The following is a 21,644-nucleotide window of genomic DNA, read 5'->3' as shown; positions in this document are numbered from 1 at the left end:
TCAGGCGCGTGCGAATTCGAGGAGGTCCTTGTCGAACTTCTCGGCGTACTTCGGCACCATGGCCAATCCGTGGGGCGCGCCGGAATACACCTTGTACACCGCGTCCTTGACCAGCTTCGAGCTCTTGTCGCCCGAAGCGACGATGGGAACGATCTGGTCGTCGTCCCCGTGCACGATCAGTGTCGGGACGTCGATCTTCTTGAGGTCCTCGGTGAGGTCCGTCTCGGAGAACGCCTTGATGCAGTCGTACGCGCCCTTGATGCCCACCGTCATTCCCCACAGCCAGAACTCGTCGCGCGTTCCCTGGGTGACGGTCGAATCGTCGCGGTTGGCGCCGTAGAAGGGCGCGCTGAGGTCCTTGTAGAACTGGGAGCGGTCCGTTGCCACGCCCGCACGGATCTCGTCGAAGGCCTCGATCGGCAGCCCCTCCGGATTCGCGTCCGTCTTCAGCATCAGAGGAGGGATGGCGCCGACCAGGACGGCCTTGGCGACCCGGCTCGAACCGTGTCGCCCGATGTAGCGGGTCACTTCACCACCGCCGGTGGAGTGACCGACGAGAATGACGTCGTGCAGGTCGAGTTCTTCGATGACCGCGGCGAGATCGTCGGCGTAGGTGTCGAGGTTGTTGCCGTCCCAGCTCTGTCCTGAGCGGCCGCCGCCTCTCCGGTCGTGGGCGATGGCCCGGAATCCGTTGTCCGCCATCAGCTTCAGTTGCGGATCCCAGGCGTCGGCGGTGAGTGGCCAGCCGTGGGAGAACACGACCGGTTGTCCCGAGCCCCAGTCCTTGAAGAAGATACTGGTGCCGTCCTTGGCGGAAGCAAAGGGCATGACTTTTCCCTCTCGTGCCGTTCCGGAACTCCGCAGTGGGCGGGTTCGATGCTCGAATGGGGTGGTCGAAAACGTGCCGCGGCCAGCAGGGGAACGCACGCGGTGGACGGGCCAGGTCAGCGGCGAAGGGCGACCGTGGGAGCACGTCTCAGGGGAAACTCTAGTCGAGGGGCCGGTGCGCGGCGCGTCGGCCGTGCGGCCGGAGCACGGCAACAGCCGCGGACGTCGACGGGATCACGGCAACGGCCCGCGGACGCCGGCGGGCTGAGCGGCAGCCTTCGGCGGCGCCCGTGACCGTCTCGGCCGTAGACCGGTGACCCGGTCACGGACGACACTTCTCCCGGCCCGTTCGCGGACGGCACTTCCTCCGGTTGCGTCACCGCCCCCGGAATGTGCGGACCGGCCCGCCGGACGGGCGCTCGCACACCGTGCGACGGCCGTCCGTCACCCGCCTTGTCAGTGTGGCGAGGACGCCTGTATAACGTTGTAAAAGTCCAGTATGGGGGCTCGGCGCTCGCCCACGGTGACGACCCCGTAGCCGCACCGGCCATCATCTCGTCGGGACGCTGCGAAAGGGAATGCCGTGCGGGTCAGCCTCAAGGACGTCGCCGCGCACGCGGGGGTCTCCATCAAGACCGTCTCCAACGTGGTGAACAACTACCAGCACGTCACGCCCGCCATGCGCGAGCGCGTCCAGCGGTCCATCGACGTGCTCGGCTACCGGCCCAACCTGGCCGCCCGGCACCTGCGCAAAGGGCGTACGGGCATCATCGCGCTCGCCCTGCCCGAACTCGGCAACCCCTATTTCGCAGAGCTGGCGGCCGCCGTCATCGACGCCGCCGCCGCGCACGAGTACATCGTGCTGCTCGACCACACCGGAGGGCACCGCGAGCAGGAGATCCTGGTCAGCCAGGGTTTCCGGGCGCGGGTCATCGACGGCCTCATCCTCAGTCCGATCGAGCTGGAGACCGAGGACCTGCTCGACCGGGCGGAGAACGTACCGCTGGTGCTGCTCGGCGAACGCGACTACGACCTGCCGTACGACCACATCGCCATCGACAACGTCGCCGCCGCCCGTGCCGCCGTCCGGCATCTGAACGGGCTCGGTCGGCGGGAGGTGGCCTTCATCGGCGCCCGGCGCGGTCGCAGCGAGCCGGCGCAACTGCGTGTGCGCGGCTGGCGCGAGGAACTGACCGCGGCCGGCCTCCCGGCCGACGACGGGCTCGTCGCCGCCACCGACGGGTGGGGCCACGCGGACGGAGCGGCCGCCATGAACCGCATCCTGGAATCCGGACGGCGCCCCGACGCGGTTTTCGCCTACAACGATCCGATGGCCATCGGCGCGATGCGTGTCCTGCACGAACGGGGACTGCGCGTCCCCGAGGACATCGCCGTCGTCGGCTTCGACGACGTGGTCGAGGGCCGCTTCGGCGCGGTGACCCTGACCTCCGTGTCGCCGGACAAGGAGGCCATCGGTCGCCTGGCGGTCGAGTCGGTCCTTGCACGGCTCGGCGGCAACGAGATGCCCGAGCCGCGCCGTGTCCGGGCGGACCATCGCCTCGTGGAGCGCGAGAGCACCCTGGGCCGGGCGGCGGCGAACGGCGGCGGACGCAGGTGACTCCCGGGGCGGTGCGCGTGCGCATCACCCTGCGCCCGAACCCTCGCAGGGCTGCGTGACGCGCCGGCCGTCCCGCTGCTGCGGTCAAGTGTGCGCCGAGCCGGACATGTTGACCTGTCCGTCACGCATCTCCTGACGTCCGCAGTCGGGTGCCGTCGCCAACCCCACTGTGCTGAACGGGCATTGCTCTTTGCAGGTGCGGTCGTGAGCGATGCGGTCCCGGGCGGCGCGTCCGCGCCGAGCGGGCCGGTCGCTGAACGGGCCGCGGAGGCACCTGAATTCCCCGGCCCTGACGCGCCCCCCTCCGTCGCAGATGAGAGCGCAGAGGCGGGTGGTGTCGGCCGACTCGCTCGCGGCGAGCCCCGCACAGTGCGTGCACAGGGGGTTTACAGCACTCTTCCAACGATGTAAAAACCTCTGTGCGGCGGGTCGAACGACCTTTCCCGCCAGGGGAGAAGCACTTTTCTCGGCACGGCTACTGCTCGGCTACGGCACGACCTTGCTCGACCTTGTTCGACCTCTGCTCGTTCACCACCTCCCCAGTGTTCCTTCCGCGTCGCCCGGATCGGGGTCACCATGCAGCGCACCACTCACCGTCGTCGTCTTCTCGCCCGTCCCGTGGTCGTCTCCCTGGCCGCGGCGGTGGCGTTGACCGCCACCTCCTGCGCGAAGTCGGAGGACGACACGTCGAGCGACACCAAGTCCTCGGCCGCCGCAGACGCCGCACAGAAGGTCGCCTCGCCCGCGCCGGGCGGCAAGACCTGCACCGTCGACGCGTACGGCGGTGCGAAGCTCGACCTCAAGAACGCCACCGTCGGCTTCTCCCAGTCGGAGAAGGAGGCCAACCCGTTCCGCATCGCCGAGACGGGGTCCATCAAGGACGAGGCGAAGAAACGGGGCGTCAAGCTGCTGACGGCCAACGCCCAGTCGCAGTTCTCCAAGCAGATCAGCGACGTCCAGGACCTGTTGGCGAAGGGCGCCGACCTGCTGGTCATCGCCCCGCTCAACTCCGACGGCTGGGACCCGGTGCTCCAGGCCGCCGCGGCCAAGAAGGTCCCCATCGTCACGATCGACCGCAAGATCAACGCCACGGCCTGCAAGGACTACGTCTCGTTCATCGCCTCCGACTTCGTCGAGCAGGGCCGGCGCGCCGCCGACCAGATGATCGAGGCGACCGGCGGCAAGGGCGAGGTCGCGATCCTCCTCGGCTCGGCGGGCAACAACGTCACCACCGAGCGCACCAAGGGCTTCAAGGACCGGATCGCCGAGAAGGCGCCGGACCTGAAGGTGGTCTTCGAGCAGACCGGCGACTTCGCCCGCGAGAAGGGACAGCAGGTCACCGAGCAACTCATCCAGTCGAAGCCCGGCATCAAGGGGATCTACGCCGAGAACGACGAGATGGGTCTGGGCGCGGTGGCCGCGCTCAAGGGTGCCGGCAAGAAGGCGGGCGACGTCGAGATCGTCACCGTGGACGGCACCCGCAACGCCGTCCAGGGCATCGTGGACGGCTGGATCAGCGGTGTCGTCGAGTCCAACCCGCGCTTCGGACCGCTGGCCTTCCAGACGCTGGACACCTTCACCAAGGGTGAGAGCGTCGCGCAGGACATCGTGATCGAGGACGGCGCCTACACCCCGGACAACGCCAAGTCGGGTATCGGCAAGGCCTACTGATCGCTCGTCAGGGGCCCGCCCCCGCCCACCGCGCGCGGGCCCCTCCCGCTCTCCTTCGCTTCTTGCGCGGCACAGCATCGCACCGCACCGCATCGCTCCACCCGCACCGCATCGCATCCTGGAGGCACAGGTGGCACCCCCCGCCGAAGTGCTCGCCGTTCGCGGACTGAGCAAGACCTTCCCCGGCGTCCGGGCCCTGGACGACGTGGACCTGACCCTGCACGCCGGTGAGGTCCACGCCCTGATCGGCGAGAACGGCGCCGGCAAGTCGACCCTCATCAAGCTCCTCACCGGCGTGTACCGGCCCGACGCGGGCGAGATCGTCTTCCAGGGCCGCAAGGTCTCCTTCGCCACACCGCTGGAGGCCCAGAAGGCCGGGATCTCGACCATCTACCAAGAGGTCAACCTGATCCCGCTGCTCAGCGTGGCCCGCAACCTGTTCCTCGGCCGCGAGCCGCGCAACCGGTTCGGCGTGCTGGACATGGGCCGCATGAACCGCGAGGCCGAGCAGACCCTGAGCACCTACGGGGTGCGGGTGGACGTCCGCAGGCCGCTGCGCACCCTCGGGGTCGGCGCCCAGCAGATGGTCGCCCTGGCCCGGGCGGTCGCCACCGAGGCGCGCGTCGTCGTCATGGACGAGCCGACGTCCTCCCTCGAACCGCGCGAGGTCGAGACCCTGTTCTCGGTGATCCGGGGCCTGCGGGACGCGGGCATCGCGGTCGTCTACGTCAGCCACCGCCTGGACGAGCTGTACGCCGTGTGCAGCACCGTCACCGTGCTGCGCGACGGCCGGCGGGTGCACCGCGGCCGGCTCGCCGACCTCGACCGTCTCGCCCTGGTGTCGACGATGCTCGGCCGGGACCTGGGACAGGTCCGCGAGGAGGGCCTCACCAAGTTCACCGGCGAGCACGGCACCGCCGACGCCGAACCGGTGCTCACCGCCTCGGACCTGACGGTGCCGCACAAGCTGCACGGCGTCTCCCTCAGCATCCGTCCCGGCGAGGTCGTCGGCCTCGGCGGACTGCTCGGCTCCGGACGCACCGAGACCGCGAAGACCATCGCCGGCGCCCTGCCCGCCCGCACGGGCGGCGTCACGGTGGCCGGCGTGCCGCTGCGCGCCGGCTCGACCCCGGCGGCGATCCGCGCCGGGATCAGCCTGCTGCCCGAGGACCGCAAGAGCGAGGGCATCGTCCCCGGCCTCTCGGTGCGGGAGAACATCGCGCTGGCCGCGCTGCCCCGGCTCTCCCGCTTCGGTCTGGTCTCCGAGGCCCGTGTCGACAGCGTCGTCGACACCTTCATCGAACGGCTGCGCATCAAGGCCTCCTCACCGCACCAGAAGGTGGGCGAACTGTCCGGCGGCAACCAGCAGAAGGTGCTGCTCGCCCGGTGGCTCGCGATGAACCCCAAGGTGCTGCTGCTCGACGAGCCCACCCGGGGCATCGACGTCGGCGCCAAGGCCGAGGTGCAGAAACTGGTCGACGAACTGGCCGCCGACGGCCTGGGTGTCCTGCTCATCTCCTCCGACCTGGAGGAACTCATCGAAGGGTCCGACCGCGTGGTCGTACTGAAGGACGGCGCCGTCGTCGGCGAGCTGACCGGCGACGACGTCACGGAGGACAAGCTCATGCGGACCATCGCCGGGAACGACCCCGCGCGGGACGCGGGCAAGGAGGCGGCCGTCGATGGCTGAAGCCGCCCTGCGCACCGCCCCGCTGGACAGGACCCGCCTCGTGCAGTGGCTCCAGGTCTACGGCGTCTACGCCGGTGTGGCGGCGCTGCTCGTCGTCAACACCGTCATCACCCCGCACTTCCTGACCACGGAGAACTTCCGCACCCAGGCCGTCCAGGTCGCCCCCGTCATCATCGTCGCCCTCGGCATGGCCCTGGTCATCGGCACCGAGGGCGTCGACCTGTCGGTGGGCGCCGTGATGGCACTGGCGGCCTCCGTGACCGCCCTCTACCTCGGCTACGGGCTGCTGCCCTCGCTGCTGGTGGTCGCGCTGTTCGCCGCGGGGGTCGGGCTGGCCAACGGCGCGCTCGTCGCGTTCGTCGGAGTGCAGCCGATCGTCGCCACGCTGGCGCTCATGGTCGGCGGTCGCGGACTCGCCCTGGTGCTGCTGCCGCAGCTCAAGGACCTGCGCAACCCCTCGCTGGCCTCCCTGGGCTCCGGCGACGTCCTCGGCATCCCGTACCTGATCCTCATCGCCGCGGCCCTGGCGCTGCTGGTGGCCTTCGTCGTGCGCCGCACCACCTTCGGACGGCAGCTCCTCGCCATCGGCGACAGCCGGCCCGCCGCCCAGCTCGCCGGCCTGCCCGTGCGACGCGTGCTGATCATCGTGTACGTCGTCTGCGCGCTCCTCGCGGCGGTCGCGGGCGTGCTGGCCACCGCCCGCCTCCAGGCCAGCGACCCCACCTCGCTGGGCAATCTGATGGAGCTGTCCGCGATCACGGCGGTCGTCGTCGGCGGGACCCCGCTGACCGGCGGCCGGGTCAACATCGGCGGCACCGTGGCGGGAGCCGTCCTCATCCAGCTCCTCACCGCCACCCTCATCAAGCACGATCTGCCGCCCTCCTGGACCCAGATCGCCCAGGCCATCGTGATCGTCGCCGCGGTCTACGCGGCGCGGGGACGGGGGAAGCGTTGACCACCACGAACACGGACGTACCCGTGACCACCGCCGGTGTCGAACCGCCGCAGGACGCCCACCCGGTGGGCTCCGCACGCTCCGAACGGCTGAGCGCCCTGGTCCAGCAGCACGGCGCGCTGGCCGTCCTGCTGATCGTGTCCCTGGTGGCGTCGTTCTCCTTCGACTCCTTCGCCACCGGCGACAACATCAGCAACATGGCCACCAGTTCGGCCTTCCTGGCGATCGTCGCGCTCGGCATGACCTTCGTCATCATCACCGGCGGGATCGACCTGTCCGTCGGCTCCCTGTTCGCCCTCGGCGGCGTGCTGGCGGCCTGGGGGTCGCGCCACGGCACCCTGGTGGCCCTGCTGCTGCCGCTCGCCGTCTGCGGGCTGATCGGCGTCGTCAACGGCCTGCTGGTCGCCCGCTCCCGCCTCGCGCCCTTCATCGTCACGCTCGCGGCCATGCTCGGCGCGCGCGGACTGATGCTGGCGCTCACCGACGAGGGCGCCGACACCTATCTCATCGGCAAGGGCTCCCTTCTCGCCGAGCTCGGCCAGGGCAGCACCCTCGGCCTCGCCAACCCGGTGTGGATCACGCTGGCCCTGTTCGTCGCCGGAGCCGTCGTCCTGCGCCGGACCCGGTTCGGGCAGCACGTCTACGCGGTCGGCGGCAACGAGGACGCCGCCGCCCTGATGGGTGCCCCGGTGGCCCGCACCAAGATCCTCGTCTACGCCCTGTCGGGACTGCTCGCCGGACTGGCGGGCGCCCTCAACGCTGCCTGGCTCGCCTCCGGCGTGACGATCCTGGGCAGCGGCATGGAACTGGAGGCCATCTCCGCCGTCGTCATCGGCGGCACCCTGCTGACCGGTGGGCTCGGCTACGTCAGCGGCTCGCTGGTCGGGGTGCTGCTGCTGAAGGTGATCCAGAACGTCATCAACCAGATCGGCTCGCTCGACTCCTCCTACCAGCAGGTCGTCAGCGGCGCCTTCCTGGCGGTGGTCGTCGTCGCCCAGACCTGGCTGGGCCGCCGTCGACAACTCATGTGACAGGCCCCGGACCGGCCCCGGACGGCGGCGGACCCCGGCCCGCCACCGAGTCCGGTGCCGGGCGGCCGGACCTCCCCCGGCCGCCCTCTGCACGCGCACGTCTCCCCACCCCACGAGTCAAGGAGGCACGATGCGTCGAGTACCCGCAGGCCGAAGGCTGCTGGCCTGGACGGGACGACGAGCGCGGTGGGCCACCGCCGCGCTCGCCGCGCTCACCCTGGTCGGTGCCACGGCACTGACCGCCACCGCCACCGCCACCGCCCCCGCGGCCGCCGCCGCACAGGCGTGGACGCCCAAGCCGTCGCCGATGACCACCCCGTGGACGAACCAGGTCCCCACCGACACCCCCCTCCCCGAATATCCACGCCCGCAGCTGACCCGCCCGGACTGGGCCAACCTCAACGGCATCTGGGACTTCGCGGTCACCTCGGCGGACGCCGGCCAGCCCGCCTCGTTCACCGAACAGATCCGGGTCCCGTTCGTCGCCGAGTCCGCGCTCTCCGGCATCCAGCGCAAGATCACCCAGAACGACAAGCTCTGGTACAAGCGCAGCTTCACCGTCCCGACGAACTGGAACGGCCGACGCGTCCAGCTCAACTTCGGCGCCGGTGACTGGCGCACCACCGTCCGGGTCAACGGCCGCCAGGCCGGGGCCGCCCACAGCGGCGGCTACGACGCCTTCTCCTACGACGTCACCGACCTGCTGAACGGCGGCACCAACACCGTCGTCGTCTCCGTCTGGGACCCCACCCAGACCGGCTCCCAGGCGGTCGGCAAGCAGCGCATCAACGACGTCGCCCCGCACGCCGGGGGCGGCATCTTCTACACCGCCGCGTCCGGTCTCTGGCAGACGGTGTGGCTGGAGCCGACCGCGCCCGCGTACGTCGGCCGCCTCGACCTGGTCCCGGACCCGGCGAACAGCCGCCTCAAGGTGACCGTCCGGGGCACCGGTACCAGCGGCCACCAGGCCCGCGTCACGGTCTCCACCGGCGGTACGACCGTGGGCACGGCCACCGGCGCCGTCGGTACCGAGTTCACCGTGCCCGTCCCGAACCCGCACCTGTGGAGCCCTGACGACCCGTTCCTCTACGACGTGAGGGCCGACCTGCTCTCCGGCACCACGACCGTCGACTCCGTCGGCAGCTACACCGGCATGCGCACCATCGGCCTGGCCACTGTGGGCGGCATGCAACGCCCTGTCCTGAACGGGAAGTTCGTCTTCCAGACCGGCACCCTGGACCAGGGCTACTGGCCGGACGGCATCTACACCGCGCCCACCGACGCGGCCCTGAGGTACGACCTCCAGAAGCACAAGGACCTGGGCTTCAACATGGTCCGCAAGCACATCAAGGTCGAACCGCAGCGCTGGTTCCACTGGGCCGACCGGCTCGGCCTGCTGGTCTGGCAGGACATGCCGGCCATGGACCTGCGCACCCCCGACACCGCGGCGCGCGCCCAGTGGGAGGCCGAGTACGACCGTGTCATCGACCAGCACCGCAGCTCGCCGTCCCTGGTGATGTGGGTCGACCAGAACGAGGGCTGGGGCCAGTACGACCAGGCCCGCATCGCCGCCAAGGTCAAGGCGTACGACCCGACGCGCCTGGTGAACAACATGAGCGGCGTCAACTGCTGCGGCTCGGTCGACGGCGGCAACGGCGACGTCGTGGACCACCACGTCTACGTCGGCCCCGGCACCACCGTGCCCAGCGCGACCCGTGCCGCCGTGCTCGGCGAGTTCGGCGGTCTCGGGTTCAAGGCCGCCGGACACGAGTGGTACCCCGGCGGCGGCTTCAGCTACGAGGACCAGCCCGACCTCGCGCACCTGAACAACCGGTTCGTCGGTCTGTTGGACGCGATCCGCGAAGTGCGCATGCCGCGCGGCCTGTCGGCGTCGGTCTACACCGAGATCACCGACGTCGAGAACGAGGCCAACGGACTGCTCACCTACGACCGTCAGGTGGTCAAGGTCGACGAGGCCCGGGTCAGGGCCGCCAACCGCGCGCTCATCGACGCGTCCCAGGCCCCGACCACCCCGGTCACCCTGCCCGCCGGCCAGTACAGGTCCCTGCGGGTGACGACCCCCGGCTACACCGACCGGTACCTGCGCCACAGGGACGGCGCGGGCTTCACGGAGGTCGTCACCGCCGGCAGCGACGCGTTGCTGAAGAACGACGCCACCTGGAAGATCGTTTCCGGCCTGGCCGACAGCGGCTGCTACAGCTTCGAGTCGCGCAACTACCCCGGCCAGTATCTGCGTCACCGCGAGTACCGCGTCTACAAGGAGTCCGGCAGCACGGACCTGTTCCGCGCCGACGCCACCTTCTGCCCCGTCCGCGGCGCGAACGGCGCCGTGCGGCTGTCCGCGTACCACTTCCCGGAGCAGTATCTGCGGCACTACAACGCCGAGTTGTGGCTGGCCACGCCGGGCGGTACGCACACCTGGGACAACCCCGCCCTGTTCGCCGAGGACACGACGTGGTCCGTGGAGGCGCCCTGGGTGCCGTGACCCCGGCACAGCCGCCGACGCGCAGCGGTCCCGGTGGCCGGGGGGAGACCTTTCCCCCCCGGCCACCGGGACCGCTCTCGTGCGCCTGAGGCCGGGCCGAGCCTCAGCGTGACGGGAACGTCCACGACTGGCGGATCCAGTTGCCGAGCAGTTTCTGGCCGTCGCCGTCGTCGGCCACGTCTGCCTGGGCCGACAGCGAAATGGTGAAGGAGCTTCCCCGGGTGCCCCGCATCCAGGGGCCGTTGCAGGTGCGCACGTACGTGGCCTGCTGCATGCGGCTGGTGTACCAGTTCTGGCTGGAGCAGCGGCCGGTCGAGGTCGGGCCCGAGCCCGCCCGCCAGCCGCCGTCGATGATCACGTTCTTGAATGTCATGCTCGGGTTTTTCACCGCGCGCCCGGCCGGGCAGGAAATTCCACCGGCCGGCGGGAGGCCGACACTCAACGAGCAGTCGGTCGGCCAGTCGACGCGGAATTGCCACCGGCCGCGCACCAGCCGGGAGCCGTTCGCCGAGGCCGCCGTCCATTCCAGACAGACCCTTTCGGAGACCCGGGACCACTGCGCGCTCGTCTGCCAGACCTTGCTGTTCGTGTAGTCGGAGCAGGCCACTTGGGTGGTCGATGCCGCTGCCGAGGCCGACGGGCAGCAGACCGACACGCTCAGCAGGCCCAGCGATGCCGCCGCGACCAGTCCGCGGATGAAATTCCGATTCCGTTGAAACATTCGCCCCCCATTTCGCTTTCACCCGCGGACGCGAGGGGTCGCGTGGGTGAAATCTGGAATGTTCCACATGGTGCAGCACGCGAGCGCACCGAAAATCGTGAAAGGTCGAAAAGGCCGGGTCGGCGAGAAGGAACTACGTATATCGGTGGGGCGTGCGAGAGCGCGCCGGGCAAGCGTGGACGGCGCGTGCGAGCGCCGTCGCGGCAACCCGGGGCGGTGACCGAGCAGGAGCGCGGCCTCGCCCCGCGAGGGACGAGACCGCCACCGTCTGCCGGACACGGTGCCTCAGGGCTTCTCCTCGGCGTGGAGGGTGCTCACCTCCTCGGTGGTCAGCGCCCGGTCGACGGCGTGGACCTCGTCGACCGCGCCGTTCCAGAAGTCGACGTTCGCGCCGCCCCAGTGGGCGCGCCCCACGGTCAGCGGACCGGTGCTCGGAAGGGCGGTGCCGCCGGTGGCCGTCGCCGCGAGCTTTCCGTCGACGTACAGCCGGATCTGGTTGCTCGTGGCGTCCCGCACGCCGACCAGGTGGTACCAGCGGCCCGTCTCCGCGGGGACGGCCACCTGGGCGCGGTGCTCGCCGGGTGTGCTGAAGGCGAAGGTGCCGTGGCCGTACTGGAGGTAGAAGGAGTTGGCCGTGGCGCGGGAGTCCTGGCTGACCGCGGTGGCGTAGTTGCCGGGGATCGCGTCGAGCCGGACCCAGGCGGCCACCGAGTAGCTGCCGCTGGTGTCGAGCACCGGTCCCGCGGTCTCGGCGTACTGCTTCTGACCGTCGAACTCCAGGGCGCTGCCGCTGATGCCGGGCGTCCAGGAGGCGCCCTCGTGGAGGGTGAGAGGCCTGGCGTTCGGGCCCTCGTCCTCGGCGAGGGTGCCGGTGCCCTCGTCGAGGCTCCAGTGCCCGCCGCCCTTCAGCGGCCCCGTGCGGCCCGCGGCGGCACCGGCGGCGATCACCTCTCGGTTGATCTTCCGCACCTGGTCGGGATCGACCTTTGTCTCGCGGCGGTCGTATGTGTACAGGCCGTTCAGCTCGTTCTCCAGGTCGGTGATCTGCGTGTACACCGAACCCGACAGTTCGGCGCCGGCCTGCTCGACATAGAACTGCCGGGTGTTCTCGACGTACTTGCGGGTCAGCTCCTCCTTGGTGTTGACACCGCTGTAGATCACCGTCGGGGCGCCCGGCCACATGTGGCCCGGCGTGCGCAGGACGAAGCCGCCGTGCTCACCGTCCATGGCCGCCCGGCCGTCGTCGGGGAAGGCGGGATCGGTGTTGTTGTAGTCGTGGTGGTCGATGATGTTGCCCTTGCCCGAATCCCCTTTGGAATTACAGCAGTTGACACCGCTGTGGGCGTTGACGACGCGGGACGGGTCGGCGGCCTGGACGGACTCGGTGATGCGGCCGGTCTCCTCGCGGTTCCACTCGCCCCAGCCCTCGTTGAAGACGATCCAGCCGATGACGGAGGGCGAGTTGTGGTGCTGGCGCACGATCTCCATGCCCTGGTCGACGAACGCCTTCTGGCCGGTGGCGTTGGTGAGGTTCCCGGAGACGAAGTCCTGCCAGACCAGCAGGCCGAGCCGGTCCGCGTGGTAGAACCAGCGCTGCGGCTCGACCTTGATGTGCTTGCGGACGGCGTTGAAGCCGAGCTTCTTGTGTGCCTCGAGGTCGAAGGCCAGGGCTTCGTCGCTGGGCGCGGTGTAGAGGCCGTCGGGCCAGAACCCCTGGTCGAGGGTGGCGAGGGAGAAGATCGGCTTGCCGTTGAGGACGAGCTTGTCGAAGCCGCCCACCTTCTCGATGCCGACCTCGCGCATGCCGAAGTAGCTGCCGACCCTGTCGGTCGACCTGCCGTCGGTGAGCGTGACGTCGAGGTCGTAGAGGTAGGGGTCGTCCGGGCTCCACAGGTGCTGCTTCGCCACCGGCAGGCGCAGTGCGCTGCCCGCCGGTCCGGTGACCTTGCCGACGACCTTCCCGCGGGTGTCGCGGGCGACGGCCTCGACCCGGGCGGCGGGGGAGGCGTCCTCGGAGTCCACTGTCACCGCGAGGGTGCCGGTGTCGATGTCGGGCGTCGTGACGATGCCGTCGATCGCGGCGGGCGCGACGGGCTCCATCCAGACGGTCTGCCAGATGCCCGACGTCTGGGTGTAGAAGATGCCGCCCGGGTTCGTGGACTGCTTGCCCATGGGCTGGTCGGCGCCTCCGGTGTCGGTGACGGCGACGACGATCTCCTGCGGGCCGGGGCCCTTGAGCGCGTCGGTGATGTCGGCGCTGAAGGCGTTGTAGCCGCCGGTGTGTTCGGCGACCTTCGTGCCGTTGACGTAGACGCGGGCCTGGTAGTCGACGGCGCCGAAGTTGAGCTTCAGCCGGTCGGCCCGGCCGCTCCTGCCCACCTTCCAGCTCTTGGGAACGTCGACGAGCCTGCGGTAGAACATGTGGTCCTCGTGCCGCTCGAGACCGGACAGCTGGGACTCGACCGGGAACGGCACGATGATCGTCTCGTCGAGCTTCTTGCCGAAGACCGGCTCCTCTCCGGCCTCGGCCGCGCCGAACTGCCAGGGGCCGTTGAGGTTCTTCCACTGGGACCGCACCTGCTGGGGGCGCGGGTACTCCGGCAGCGGGTGCTTCGTGTCGAGGTCGTCGCCCCACTCGGTGGTGAGCCGGTGGGTGGAGGCGTTGTCGGCGTAGCGGATGACCTTCGGCACGCTCTCGCCGCCGGCCGTCAGTCCGCCCGCACCGTCGTAGAAGGCCCTGACCAGTTGGTTCCGCTGGATCGGCGCCGTGAGGTCGAGGTTCAGGGAGGTGGGGTCGCCGGGGACGGCCGTCACCGATCTGATCGGCATGGCGGTCGTGTCGGCCTCGACCTTCAGATGGTCCTTGAGGCCCTGGAGACCGCCCACCCTGCCTTCGAACCGGGCGCGCAGCCGCCGTCCGTTCTCGGCGACCGACATCTCGACCGGGTACACCTCGAAGTCGGCCGGTGGGGTGAACGCGGACATCGGCACGATCTGCTTGGACATCGTCGGTGTGGACCAGCGCAGGTACATGTTGGCGCCACCGGTGTCCTGGAACAGTTCCAGACGGAAGTCGTGCTGCTCGCCGGCGGTCAGGCGGACAGCGGCGCTGGTCTGCTCCCGGTCCCAGTCGCCCACCCAGTGGTCGATGACGGGCCGATCGTCGACGTAGAGCCGGAAGCCGTTGTCGCCGGTGGCGTAGAAGGTGTAGTCACCGGTGGCCGGTGCCTCGATACGGCCCGTCCAGCGCGCGGTGGTGTGCTCGGTCCGCCCGGTCAACTCCTCGAAGGTACCGGTCAGTCCGGAGAAGTTGATCTGCGGGTCGAGCAGGGTGCCGCCGAGTCGGTCGAAGTCCCGGGCGCCGGGCGCCGACATGGCGAAGTACTCGCCCTTCAGGCCGTGCGTCTCGACGGCGGCCTGTCCGGCGGCGGGAGCCGACGCGCTGCTCGGCGCCTCCGCGGCGGCCGCGGTGGGAAGCAGCCCGCTCGGGGGCAGGATCAGGGCCGCCGCTGCGAGCAGCGCCCACACTCTGGCTCTGGGGCGGGTGGCGTGTCGTGTCATCGAACCCTTCCTCGTACAGAGGCCGTGACCACGCCCGGCGGGAGTGCGGGCTCCTGGCCGGGAGCCCGCGGGGGACAACTGCACACCGGTGTCGGGACGCTCGGTCAAGCGGCCTTTTCAACGTTGGAAATTCTGTGACAGCGGTATGACAGCACGCTCACAGGGGAGTGTCCAGACCTCGCGCAGCGCTCTGTCCGACGCCGTACCCACGCGCCAGGGTCAAGGTGGTGCGAAGCCATCGCCTTCGACGGGGCGGGCCCGCAGCCGGCCTGCCGCACCCTCGCGGGCTTCGCCGCGGCCCGGCGAAGGGATGCGGCCGGTCAGCGGCTTCTGCGTGCGGAGCGGGGCCGATCGGGGCTGGTCGGCTCGATGCGGCGGGACTGGACGTGCTCGTAGATCATCGTGGTCTGCACATCGGCGACTTCGCGGCGTTCGGTGAGGCGATCGATGACGAAGGCGTACACGCTGTCGACATCCGGGACGGCGATGTGGATGAGGAAGTCGTGCGGGCCCGAGGGGACGAAGAGGCCGATCACCTCGGGCAGCCGCGCGGCCCACTCGCGGAACCCTTCGATGACGGGGCGGGCCGGAGGCCGGATGCGTACCGAGATGAGTGCTTGGACGGGTCGGCCGGCGGCGTCGAGGTCCAGGGCCGCGTGGTAGCCGGTGATGACGCCGTGCTCGCGGAGCAGCCTGACGCGTTCCAGCGAGGTCGAGGGGGAGACCCCGGTCTTGGCCGCCAAGTCGCGGTTGGTCTGCCGTGCATCGTTCTGGAGTTCCCGCAGCAGGGCCCGGTCCAGTGCATCAAGTTCCATGAGTTCCACCGTATGCCAGACAAAGTTCGGCAAGCAGTCGGCCCTGCCGGATTCCTGCCTAGCCTCGCGGCCATGGATGCACAAAGAGGCGGTCCGGCCTTCGGTGCGGGACTGGTGCTGGCGGCGGCGGTCCTGTGGGGCACGGTCGGCCCTGCTCAGGTCCTGGTGGCCGGCCCCATGACGCCGGCGGCCCTCGGCGGCTGGCGGCTGGTCGTGGGCGGGCTGGTCCTCGGCGCGTTCACCGCATGTCGCCCGAAGAGGCTCCGGGTTCTCGCCGAGGGCAGGGTTCTGCGCCCGCTGCTGGTCTGCGCGGTCTCGACGGGCGTCTACCAGGCGGCGTTCCTCTCCTCGGTGTCGCGGACCGGGGCGGCCCTGGCCACGGTGATCGCGCTGGGCACCGCGCCCGCGGTGACCGGTGTGTGCGCCCGGGTGGTCACCGGTGAGCGGATGGGCGTCGGCCGGACGGCTGGCACCGTCGCGGCCGTCGCCGGCTGCGCCCTGCTGATGGCCCCGGGCAGCGGAGCCCGCGTGGACCCGTTCGGCCTGCTCCTGGCGGTGGCCGCGGGCACCTGCTACGGCCTGTACACCGTCTTCGCCAAGAAGTTGGCCACCGCCGACCGCGCCGCCGACCTGCCCATGCTCTCCGCGCTCTCCCTGCTGCTGGGCTCACTCCCCTTGCTGCCCTGGATGATCACCGACAGCGCCCCCCTGCGCGACGGCGCCACCCTCGCGCTGATCGCCTGGCTCGGCGTGGCCACCACCGCCGCCGCGTACTGGCTGTTCACCGCGGGTCTCGTCCGGGTGCGGGCGACCGCGGCCGGGACGCTCAGCCTCGCCGAGCCCCTGGCCGCGGCCCTGATCGGCGTGCTGCTTCTCCACGAGCACCTCTCGCCCTCGGCGTGGGCCGGCTGCGCACTGATCCTCGCCGGAATGATCACCACGTGTCTGCCCGCGATGTCTCGCGCCCGATCCTCCACACGAGCTGCGGAGTTTCCGCCCGATCGCCGCATCATGTTCGCCGGGGGACCCGAGCGCTCCTCCCGCGGCGAACCACATGCGGAGACACGGCCTGAATCCAGCACATCTGTCTAGCATTCTCTGATCTGTCCGCATGAGTGAAGAGGATTGCCATGTCTGTGCTGAACACGCCGAGCACGGTGACGGTGGGGTTCGCGCGAGGCAGGTCGGCGTCGACGATCACGACCCACTTCGGCCGGGCCTGGCGGGTGGACATCGTGAAGTCCACCTCCTTCGGCCAGGATCGACCCCACGCCCGTCACTACCCACCGATGGATCAGAACACCGACGATCCTGTACCCGTCCTCGAGGGCATGGCCGGCCGCGGTGGCGTCCGACAGGGGACGCTCGTCGAGTGCCGCGGGGCCGCGGGGCCGCGGACGGGCTGCTCACCCCCGTGGGAGCAGCCCGTCCGCGGTGAGCGCAAGGAGCACCGTGAGGAGTGTCCTTCGCGCCGTGGATGGGTTCACACGCACCAGTTGTTCGAGGCGACGTTGTGCCCGTACACGGTGTTCGCCGGGGAGCCGTCGTACCAGCCCCGGGAGAGCACGAGGAGATTCGTGTTGTCGCCGTGGACCACGCCGGGGTCGCCCGAGCCGTTGACGCCGAGATGGCCGAACAGTCCTCCGGACGGACGGTCCGGAGTCCGCTTCGTTCTCAGTGTTCCTCCATCAGCCGGTGGCCCGCCCGCGGGACCCAAGTCGGCCTGTGGCAAGGCGAGTTGGTTGCCAGGAACACGGTGCACCGGGGAGGTGGTCGACAACCTTGCGCAAACCTTGCCTCGCAGGTGGCCGGGTGGTTGGGTGACGCCTGGTGGGGAAGGGCGATGCGCGCAGGGTGGGGCGGGGGAGACGGCGTGACGGGATTTCGGCTGCTGGGGCCTGTGGAGTTATGGGCGGCGGGCCGCCCTGTGGATCTGGGCCCCGCCAAACGGCGTACGGTCCTGGCGGCGCTGCTGGTCGACGCGGGCCGCTGGGTGGCGGCCGAGACGCTGATCGACCGGGTCTGGGGCGAGGACCCGCCCGCACAGGTGCGCGCCACTCTCTACGCCCACATCGCCCGGGTCCGCCGTGCCCTTCTGGATGCGGCCCCGCACCTCACCGGCGGCGCCGAAGGCCCGCCCACCGCGCCGTCGTTGCTGCGCGGCTCGGGAGGCTACCGGCTCGACGTGCCCAGGGACCTGGTCGACGTGCACCGTTTCCGGAGCCTGGTCGAGCGGGCCCGGCGGACCGACCGCTCCGATGCGGTACGGGTGGCGACCCTGCGGGAGGCGATGGGCCTGTGGCAGGGCGAGCCGCTGGCCGGACTGCCCGGCGACTGGGCGGCACGCACCCGGGAGAGCTGGCTGCATCAGCGCATCGACGCCGTCCTGGCCTGGGCGGACGCCGAACTCCGCGTCGGCGGCCACGTCGTGGTGGTCGACACGCTGTCGGTCCTGGTCGCCGAGCACCCCCTGACCGAGCCGCTCGCCGTGGTGTTGATGCGGGCGCTGCAGGCCGCCGGGCGCGCCCCGGAGGCGCTCGCCTGCTACGCAGCCCTGCAAGAGCGACTGGCCGACGAACTGGGAACGGCTCCGGGAGCCGAGGCGCGGCGGGAACACGCGGCGATCCTGAGCGGGCGGACCGCCGCACCGGCCGCCCGTCGCACACCGCCCGGCACCGGCACCGGCACCGGCACGGGCACCGGCACGAGTACGGCCACGGGCAACGGCACCGGCACAGACACGGGCACCGGCACCGGCACGAGTTCGGCCACGGGCAACGGCATCGGGAGCGTCGGAGCCGTGCCCGCGCAACTGCCCATGGACGCAGCGGGGTTCACCGGTCGCGAGGAGGAACTGGCGCGGCTGGAGAAGGTCCTGGTCGCGGCAGCGGAGCGGCCGACGGCGGTGGTGGTCTCGGCGGTGTCCGGGACGGCGGGCGTGGGCAAGACGGCCCTGGCGGTCCACTGGGCGCACCGGGCCCGGGACCGTTTCCCGGACGGCCAGTTGTACGTGAACCTGCGCGGCTACGACCCCGAGCGGCCCATGACCGCTCTCGACGCGCTGGGCCGGTTCCTGACCGCGCTCGGGGTGTCCGGACAGGACATCCCGCTGGAGGCGGACGACCGCGCGGCGCGCTACCGCACCGAGGTCGCGGGCCGGCGCATGCTGATCGTTCTCGACAACGCCGCCACCGTCGAGCAGGTCCGCCCGCTGCTGCCCGGCACCGGCTCCTGCGCGGTCCTGGTCACCAGCCGCGACAGCCTCGCCGGGCTGGTCGCACGCGAGGGCGCCCACCGCCTCGACCTCGACCTGCTGCCCGCCGCCGTCGCCCGCGCCCTGCTGCGGCGGCTCGTCGGCCCCCGCGCCGAGGCCGAACCCGACGCCGTCGACGCCCTCGCCGCGCAGTGCGCCCGGCTTCCCCTGGCACTGCGGGTCGCCGCGGAGCTCGCCGCCGCCCGCCCCGCCACCCCGCTCGCCGACCTCGTCACCGAACTCGCCGACCAGCAGCGGCGGCTGGACCTGCTCGACGCGGACGGCGACCCCCGCGCCGCCGTCGCCGTCGTGTTCTCCTGGTCGCTGCGGCACCTCCCGGCGGACGTGGCGCGCACCTTCCGGCTGCTCGGCCTGCACCCCGGCCCCGACCTCGACGCCCACGCCGCCGCCGCGCTGACCGGCAGCAGCCTGGCGGACGCCCGCCGTGCCCTCGACGCCCTCGCCCGAGCCCATCTGGTCCAGCCCATGGAAGCCGCCAGGTACGGCATGCACGACCTGCTGCGCGCCTACGCCACCCGCCTCGCCACCACCGAGGACGCGCCGCAGATCCGCGAGGCGGCGCTCGACCGGCTCTTCGACCACTACCTCGCCACCGCGGCCGCCGCCATGAACTGCCTCCACCCGGCCGAGGCCCACTTACGGCCCGCCGCTCCCGAACCCGCCACGCCCGTGCCCGACCTGTCGGATCCCGACGCCGCGCGCGCCTGGCTGAACACCGAGCGGACGTGTCTGACGGCGGTGTCCGCCCACACCGCCGCCCGCGGCCGGCCCACCCACGCCATCCGGCTCTCCCTCACCCTGTACCGCTACCTCATCAGCGGCCATCACACCGACGGCCTCACGATGCACGGTCACGCCCGGGACGCCGCTCGCCTGATCGCCGACCCGGTGAGCGAGGCGCGGGCGCTGCTCGGCCTCGGCACCGCCTACTGGCAACTGGCCCGACACGAACCGGCACGTCAACACCTGCAGGAGGCGCTGACGTTGTTCCGGCAGGCCGGTGACCCGACCGGCCAGGCCCGTGCCCTGGTCAACCTCGGCCTCCTCGAGGAACGGCTGGGCCGCTTCCTGCCCGCCGTCGCGTACCTGGAACAGGCGCTGTCGCTGTACCGGAGCGTCGAAGACCGGTGGGGCGAAGCGATCGCCCTCAAGGACCTGGCCTCCGTCGAGGGGCAGTCGGGCCGCTACGGACAGGCCGCCGACCATCTCCAGCAGGCCCTGACCCTGCTCCGGCTGGCCGGCAACCCTTACCTGGAAGCCCATGCGCTCAACGACCTCGGCACGGTCGAGACGCGACTCGGCCGGCTGGGGTCGGCCGCGCGCCGCCAGGAGCAGGCCCTCGCCCTGTTCCGCGAAGTCGGTGACCGGTACGGCGAGGCCGGGGCGCTGCACAGCCTCGGCGTCGTCCACTCGCGGCGGGACCAGCACGCGCAGGCCGCCGAATGCCAGCGGCAGGCACTCACCCTCTACTGCCAGAACGGCGACCGGGACGGCGAGGCCAGGGCGCTCAACGGGCTCGGCGAGGCCGTCTGCGCCGCCGGCCGGCCCGCCGAGGCCCTCGTCCACCACACCGACGCACTCGCCATCGCCGAGGACATCGGCAGCCCGGGCCAGCAGGCCCGCGCCCTCGGCGGACTCGGCGCGGCCCATCACGCGCTCGGCGACACCGCCCCCGCCCTCGGCCGCTACGAGCGTGCGCTCACCCTCTACGCCGAACTCGGCATGCCCGAGGCCGACGCCATCAGGACCAGGCTGGCCACGGTGACCGGGCCCCGTCCGTAGCCTCGGCCGGGTCGGTCGGGCCTGCGCACCGCAGCGTCGCACGGCCGCTGCACCGCGATATTGCGGTGCAGCGGTCCCGTCCACAGGCGGGGCGGGGCGGGTCGAACCGTGAGACAGTCGAGAGAAGGCGCCGGAGTCGGCGAGGCTCGGGCGCGGCGGTCCGAGGCGGTGGCCCCCGCCCGGAACCGAAGGCGAACGGTGCCGCAGCGGAGGGATCCGTCATGTCCGAGGCGAGTGAGGCGACCCGGGCCGACCGGGCCCTGAAGGCGAAGCACCGAGCCATGTGGGCACTGGGCGACTATCCCCTCGTGGCCTCGGACGTCATCCCGGACCTGGGACCGGAGCTCGTGCGCGAGAGCGGCGTGCAGCCGGGGACCCGGGTGCTCGACATCGCGGCCGGTTCGGGGAACGCCGCCATCCCCGCCGCCCTCGCCGGGGCCGACGTGGTGGCGGTGGACCTGACCCCGGAACTGCTGGAGGCCGGTCGCCGGCTCGCCGCGGAGCGTGGTGCCAAGCTGGAGTGGCGCGAGGGCGACGCCGAGGAACTGCCGTTCGCGGACGCGGACTTCGACACCGTGGTGTCCTGCGTCGGCGTCATGTTCGCTCCGCACCACCAGCGGGCCGCCGACGAACTGGTCCGCGTCTGTCGACCCGGCGGGAAGATCGGCCTCGTCAACTGGACTCCGGAGGGCTTCATCGGGCAGATGTTCGCCGCCATGCGCCCGTACGCGCCCCCGCCGCCGCCCGGAGCGCAGCCGCCGCCGCTGTGGGGCGACGAGGGCCACGTGCGTTCTCTGCTCGGCGACCGCGTGACCGGCGTCGACGCCCGTCGTCGGTTGCTGCGCATCGACGCGTTCTCCGGCCCGGAGGACTTCCGGGAGTTCTTCAAGCGCTGCTACGGCCCGACCCTCGCCGTCTACGCCGCCATCGCCGACGACCCCGACAAGGTGACCGCCCTCGACACGGCGCTCGTGGACCTGGCCGCCAGGCACCTCGCGGACGGGGCCATGGATTGGGAGTACTTGCTGGTCACGGCCGACAGGGCCTCCGACTAGACGAGGTGCGACCGGACGAGGTGCGACCGGACGAGGTCACGGCGCTCGCGTTCGAGCAGGCGATCCGCGTAGCGGGGGTGGAGCGAGGGCGGAGCGGAATGGCGAGGGAGCGGTGGGCCCCCGGTCTCGGGGGCCCA

14 protein-coding genes are annotated in these 21,644 nt (G+C 71.3%); 10 read left to right on the top strand and 4 right to left on the bottom strand.

What is annotated here, in order from left to right; genetic code table 11:
• Window positions 1–828 carry an alpha/beta fold hydrolase gene (locus OG933_RS03290; protein WP_405625234.1) on the bottom strand — a complete coding sequence of 276 codons (828 nt, stop codon included), beginning with the start codon at window positions 826–828 and terminating at the stop codon, window positions 1–3.
• A gap of 583 nt (window positions 829–1,411) precedes the next feature.
• On the opposite strand from OG933_RS03290, the gene OG933_RS03285 reads away from it, so the two are divergent.
• The 6 genes from OG933_RS03285 to OG933_RS03260 all read left to right on the top strand — a co-directional run bounded on the left by OG933_RS03285 (window position 1,412) and on the right by OG933_RS03260 (window position 10,299).
• A complete protein-coding gene (locus tag OG933_RS03285; protein WP_405625233.1) occupies window positions 1,412–2,446 on the top strand; it encodes a LacI family DNA-binding transcriptional regulator in 1,035 nt (344 codons plus the stop codon).
• 576 nt (window positions 2,447–3,022) lie between these two features.
• Window positions 3,023–4,117, top strand: a complete 1,095-nt coding sequence (locus tag OG933_RS03280; protein WP_405625231.1) for an ABC transporter substrate-binding protein — start codon at window positions 3,023–3,025, stop codon at window positions 4,115–4,117.
• A gap of 130 nt (window positions 4,118–4,247) precedes the next feature.
• Complete coding sequence (locus OG933_RS03275) at window positions 4,248–5,807, top strand: sugar ABC transporter ATP-binding protein (protein WP_405625230.1); 1,560 nt, start codon at window positions 4,248–4,250, stop codon at window positions 5,805–5,807.
• Entirely contained in the window at window positions 5,800–6,762 is a 963-nt protein-coding gene (locus tag OG933_RS03270; protein ID WP_362533018.1) for an ABC transporter permease, read from the top strand. Before OG933_RS03275 ends, OG933_RS03270 begins: the two co-directional genes overlap by 8 nt.
• Complete coding sequence (locus tag OG933_RS03265; RefSeq protein ID WP_405625228.1) at window positions 6,759–7,793, top strand: ABC transporter permease; 1,035 nt, start codon at window positions 6,759–6,761, stop codon at window positions 7,791–7,793. The genes OG933_RS03270 and OG933_RS03265 overlap by 4 nt, the downstream gene beginning before the upstream one ends.
• Before the next feature lie 130 nt (window positions 7,794–7,923).
• Window positions 7,924–10,299 carry an AbfB domain-containing protein gene (locus OG933_RS03260; protein ID WP_405625227.1) on the top strand — a complete coding sequence of 792 codons (2,376 nt, stop codon included), beginning with the start codon at window positions 7,924–7,926 and terminating at the stop codon, window positions 10,297–10,299.
• A gap of 103 nt (window positions 10,300–10,402) precedes the next feature.
• Here OG933_RS03260 and OG933_RS03255 read toward each other — a convergent pair whose 3' ends face one another.
• Window positions 10,403–10,672 carry a hypothetical protein gene (locus OG933_RS03255; protein WP_405625225.1) on the bottom strand — a complete coding sequence of 90 codons (270 nt, stop codon included), beginning with the start codon at window positions 10,670–10,672 and terminating at the stop codon, window positions 10,403–10,405.
• On the opposite strand from OG933_RS03255, the gene OG933_RS03250 reads away from it, so the two are divergent.
• On the top strand, window positions 10,662–10,892 hold the full coding sequence (locus tag OG933_RS03250) for a hypothetical protein (RefSeq protein ID WP_405625224.1): 231 nt from the start codon (window positions 10,662–10,664) through the stop codon (window positions 10,890–10,892). The two genes, OG933_RS03255 and OG933_RS03250, sit on opposite strands and share 11 nt — an antisense overlap.
• A 413-nt stretch (window positions 10,893–11,305) precedes the next feature.
• On the opposite strand, the gene OG933_RS03245 is transcribed toward OG933_RS03250, so the two are convergent.
• Both OG933_RS03245 and OG933_RS03240 read right to left on the bottom strand, forming a co-directional pair.
• Entirely contained in the window at window positions 11,306–14,581 is a 3,276-nt protein-coding gene (locus tag OG933_RS03245; RefSeq protein WP_405625223.1) for a LamG-like jellyroll fold domain-containing protein, read from the bottom strand.
• Between the two features lie 320 nt (window positions 14,582–14,901).
• Window positions 14,902–15,396 carry an Lrp/AsnC family transcriptional regulator gene (locus OG933_RS03240; RefSeq protein WP_405625221.1) on the bottom strand — a complete coding sequence of 165 codons (495 nt, stop codon included), beginning with the start codon at window positions 15,394–15,396 and terminating at the stop codon, window positions 14,902–14,904.
• Between the two features lie 72 nt (window positions 15,397–15,468).
• On the opposite strand from OG933_RS03240, the gene OG933_RS03235 reads away from it, so the two are divergent.
• The 3 genes from OG933_RS03235 (at window position 15,469) to OG933_RS03225 (ending at window position 21,507) form a co-directional block, all read left to right on the top strand.
• On the top strand, window positions 15,469–16,488 hold the full coding sequence (locus tag OG933_RS03235) for a DMT family transporter (protein WP_405625220.1): 1,020 nt from the start codon (window positions 15,469–15,471) through the stop codon (window positions 16,486–16,488).
• Window positions 16,489–17,269: 781 nt separating this feature from the next.
• Window positions 17,270–20,452: an AfsR/SARP family transcriptional regulator gene (locus OG933_RS03230; RefSeq protein ID WP_405625218.1), complete on the top strand. Its 3,183-nt coding sequence runs from the start codon at window positions 17,270–17,272 to the stop codon at window positions 20,450–20,452.
• Between the two features lie 221 nt (window positions 20,453–20,673).
• The gene (locus tag OG933_RS03225; RefSeq protein ID WP_362532991.1) at window positions 20,674–21,507 is read left to right on the top strand and encodes a class I SAM-dependent methyltransferase; all 834 of its coding nucleotides are present in this window, start codon (window positions 20,674–20,676) and stop codon (window positions 21,505–21,507) included.
• Window positions 21,508–21,644 lie beyond the last annotated feature (137 nt).

The organism is Streptomyces sp. NBC_00016, from assembly GCF_045040885.1.
GTDB classification, from domain to species: Bacteria; Actinomycetota; Actinomycetes; order Streptomycetales; family Streptomycetaceae; genus Streptomyces; species Streptomyces coriariae.
The sequence above is the reverse complement of the archived record's forward strand: the minus strand, read 5'-3'. Positions and strand labels throughout refer to the sequence as shown.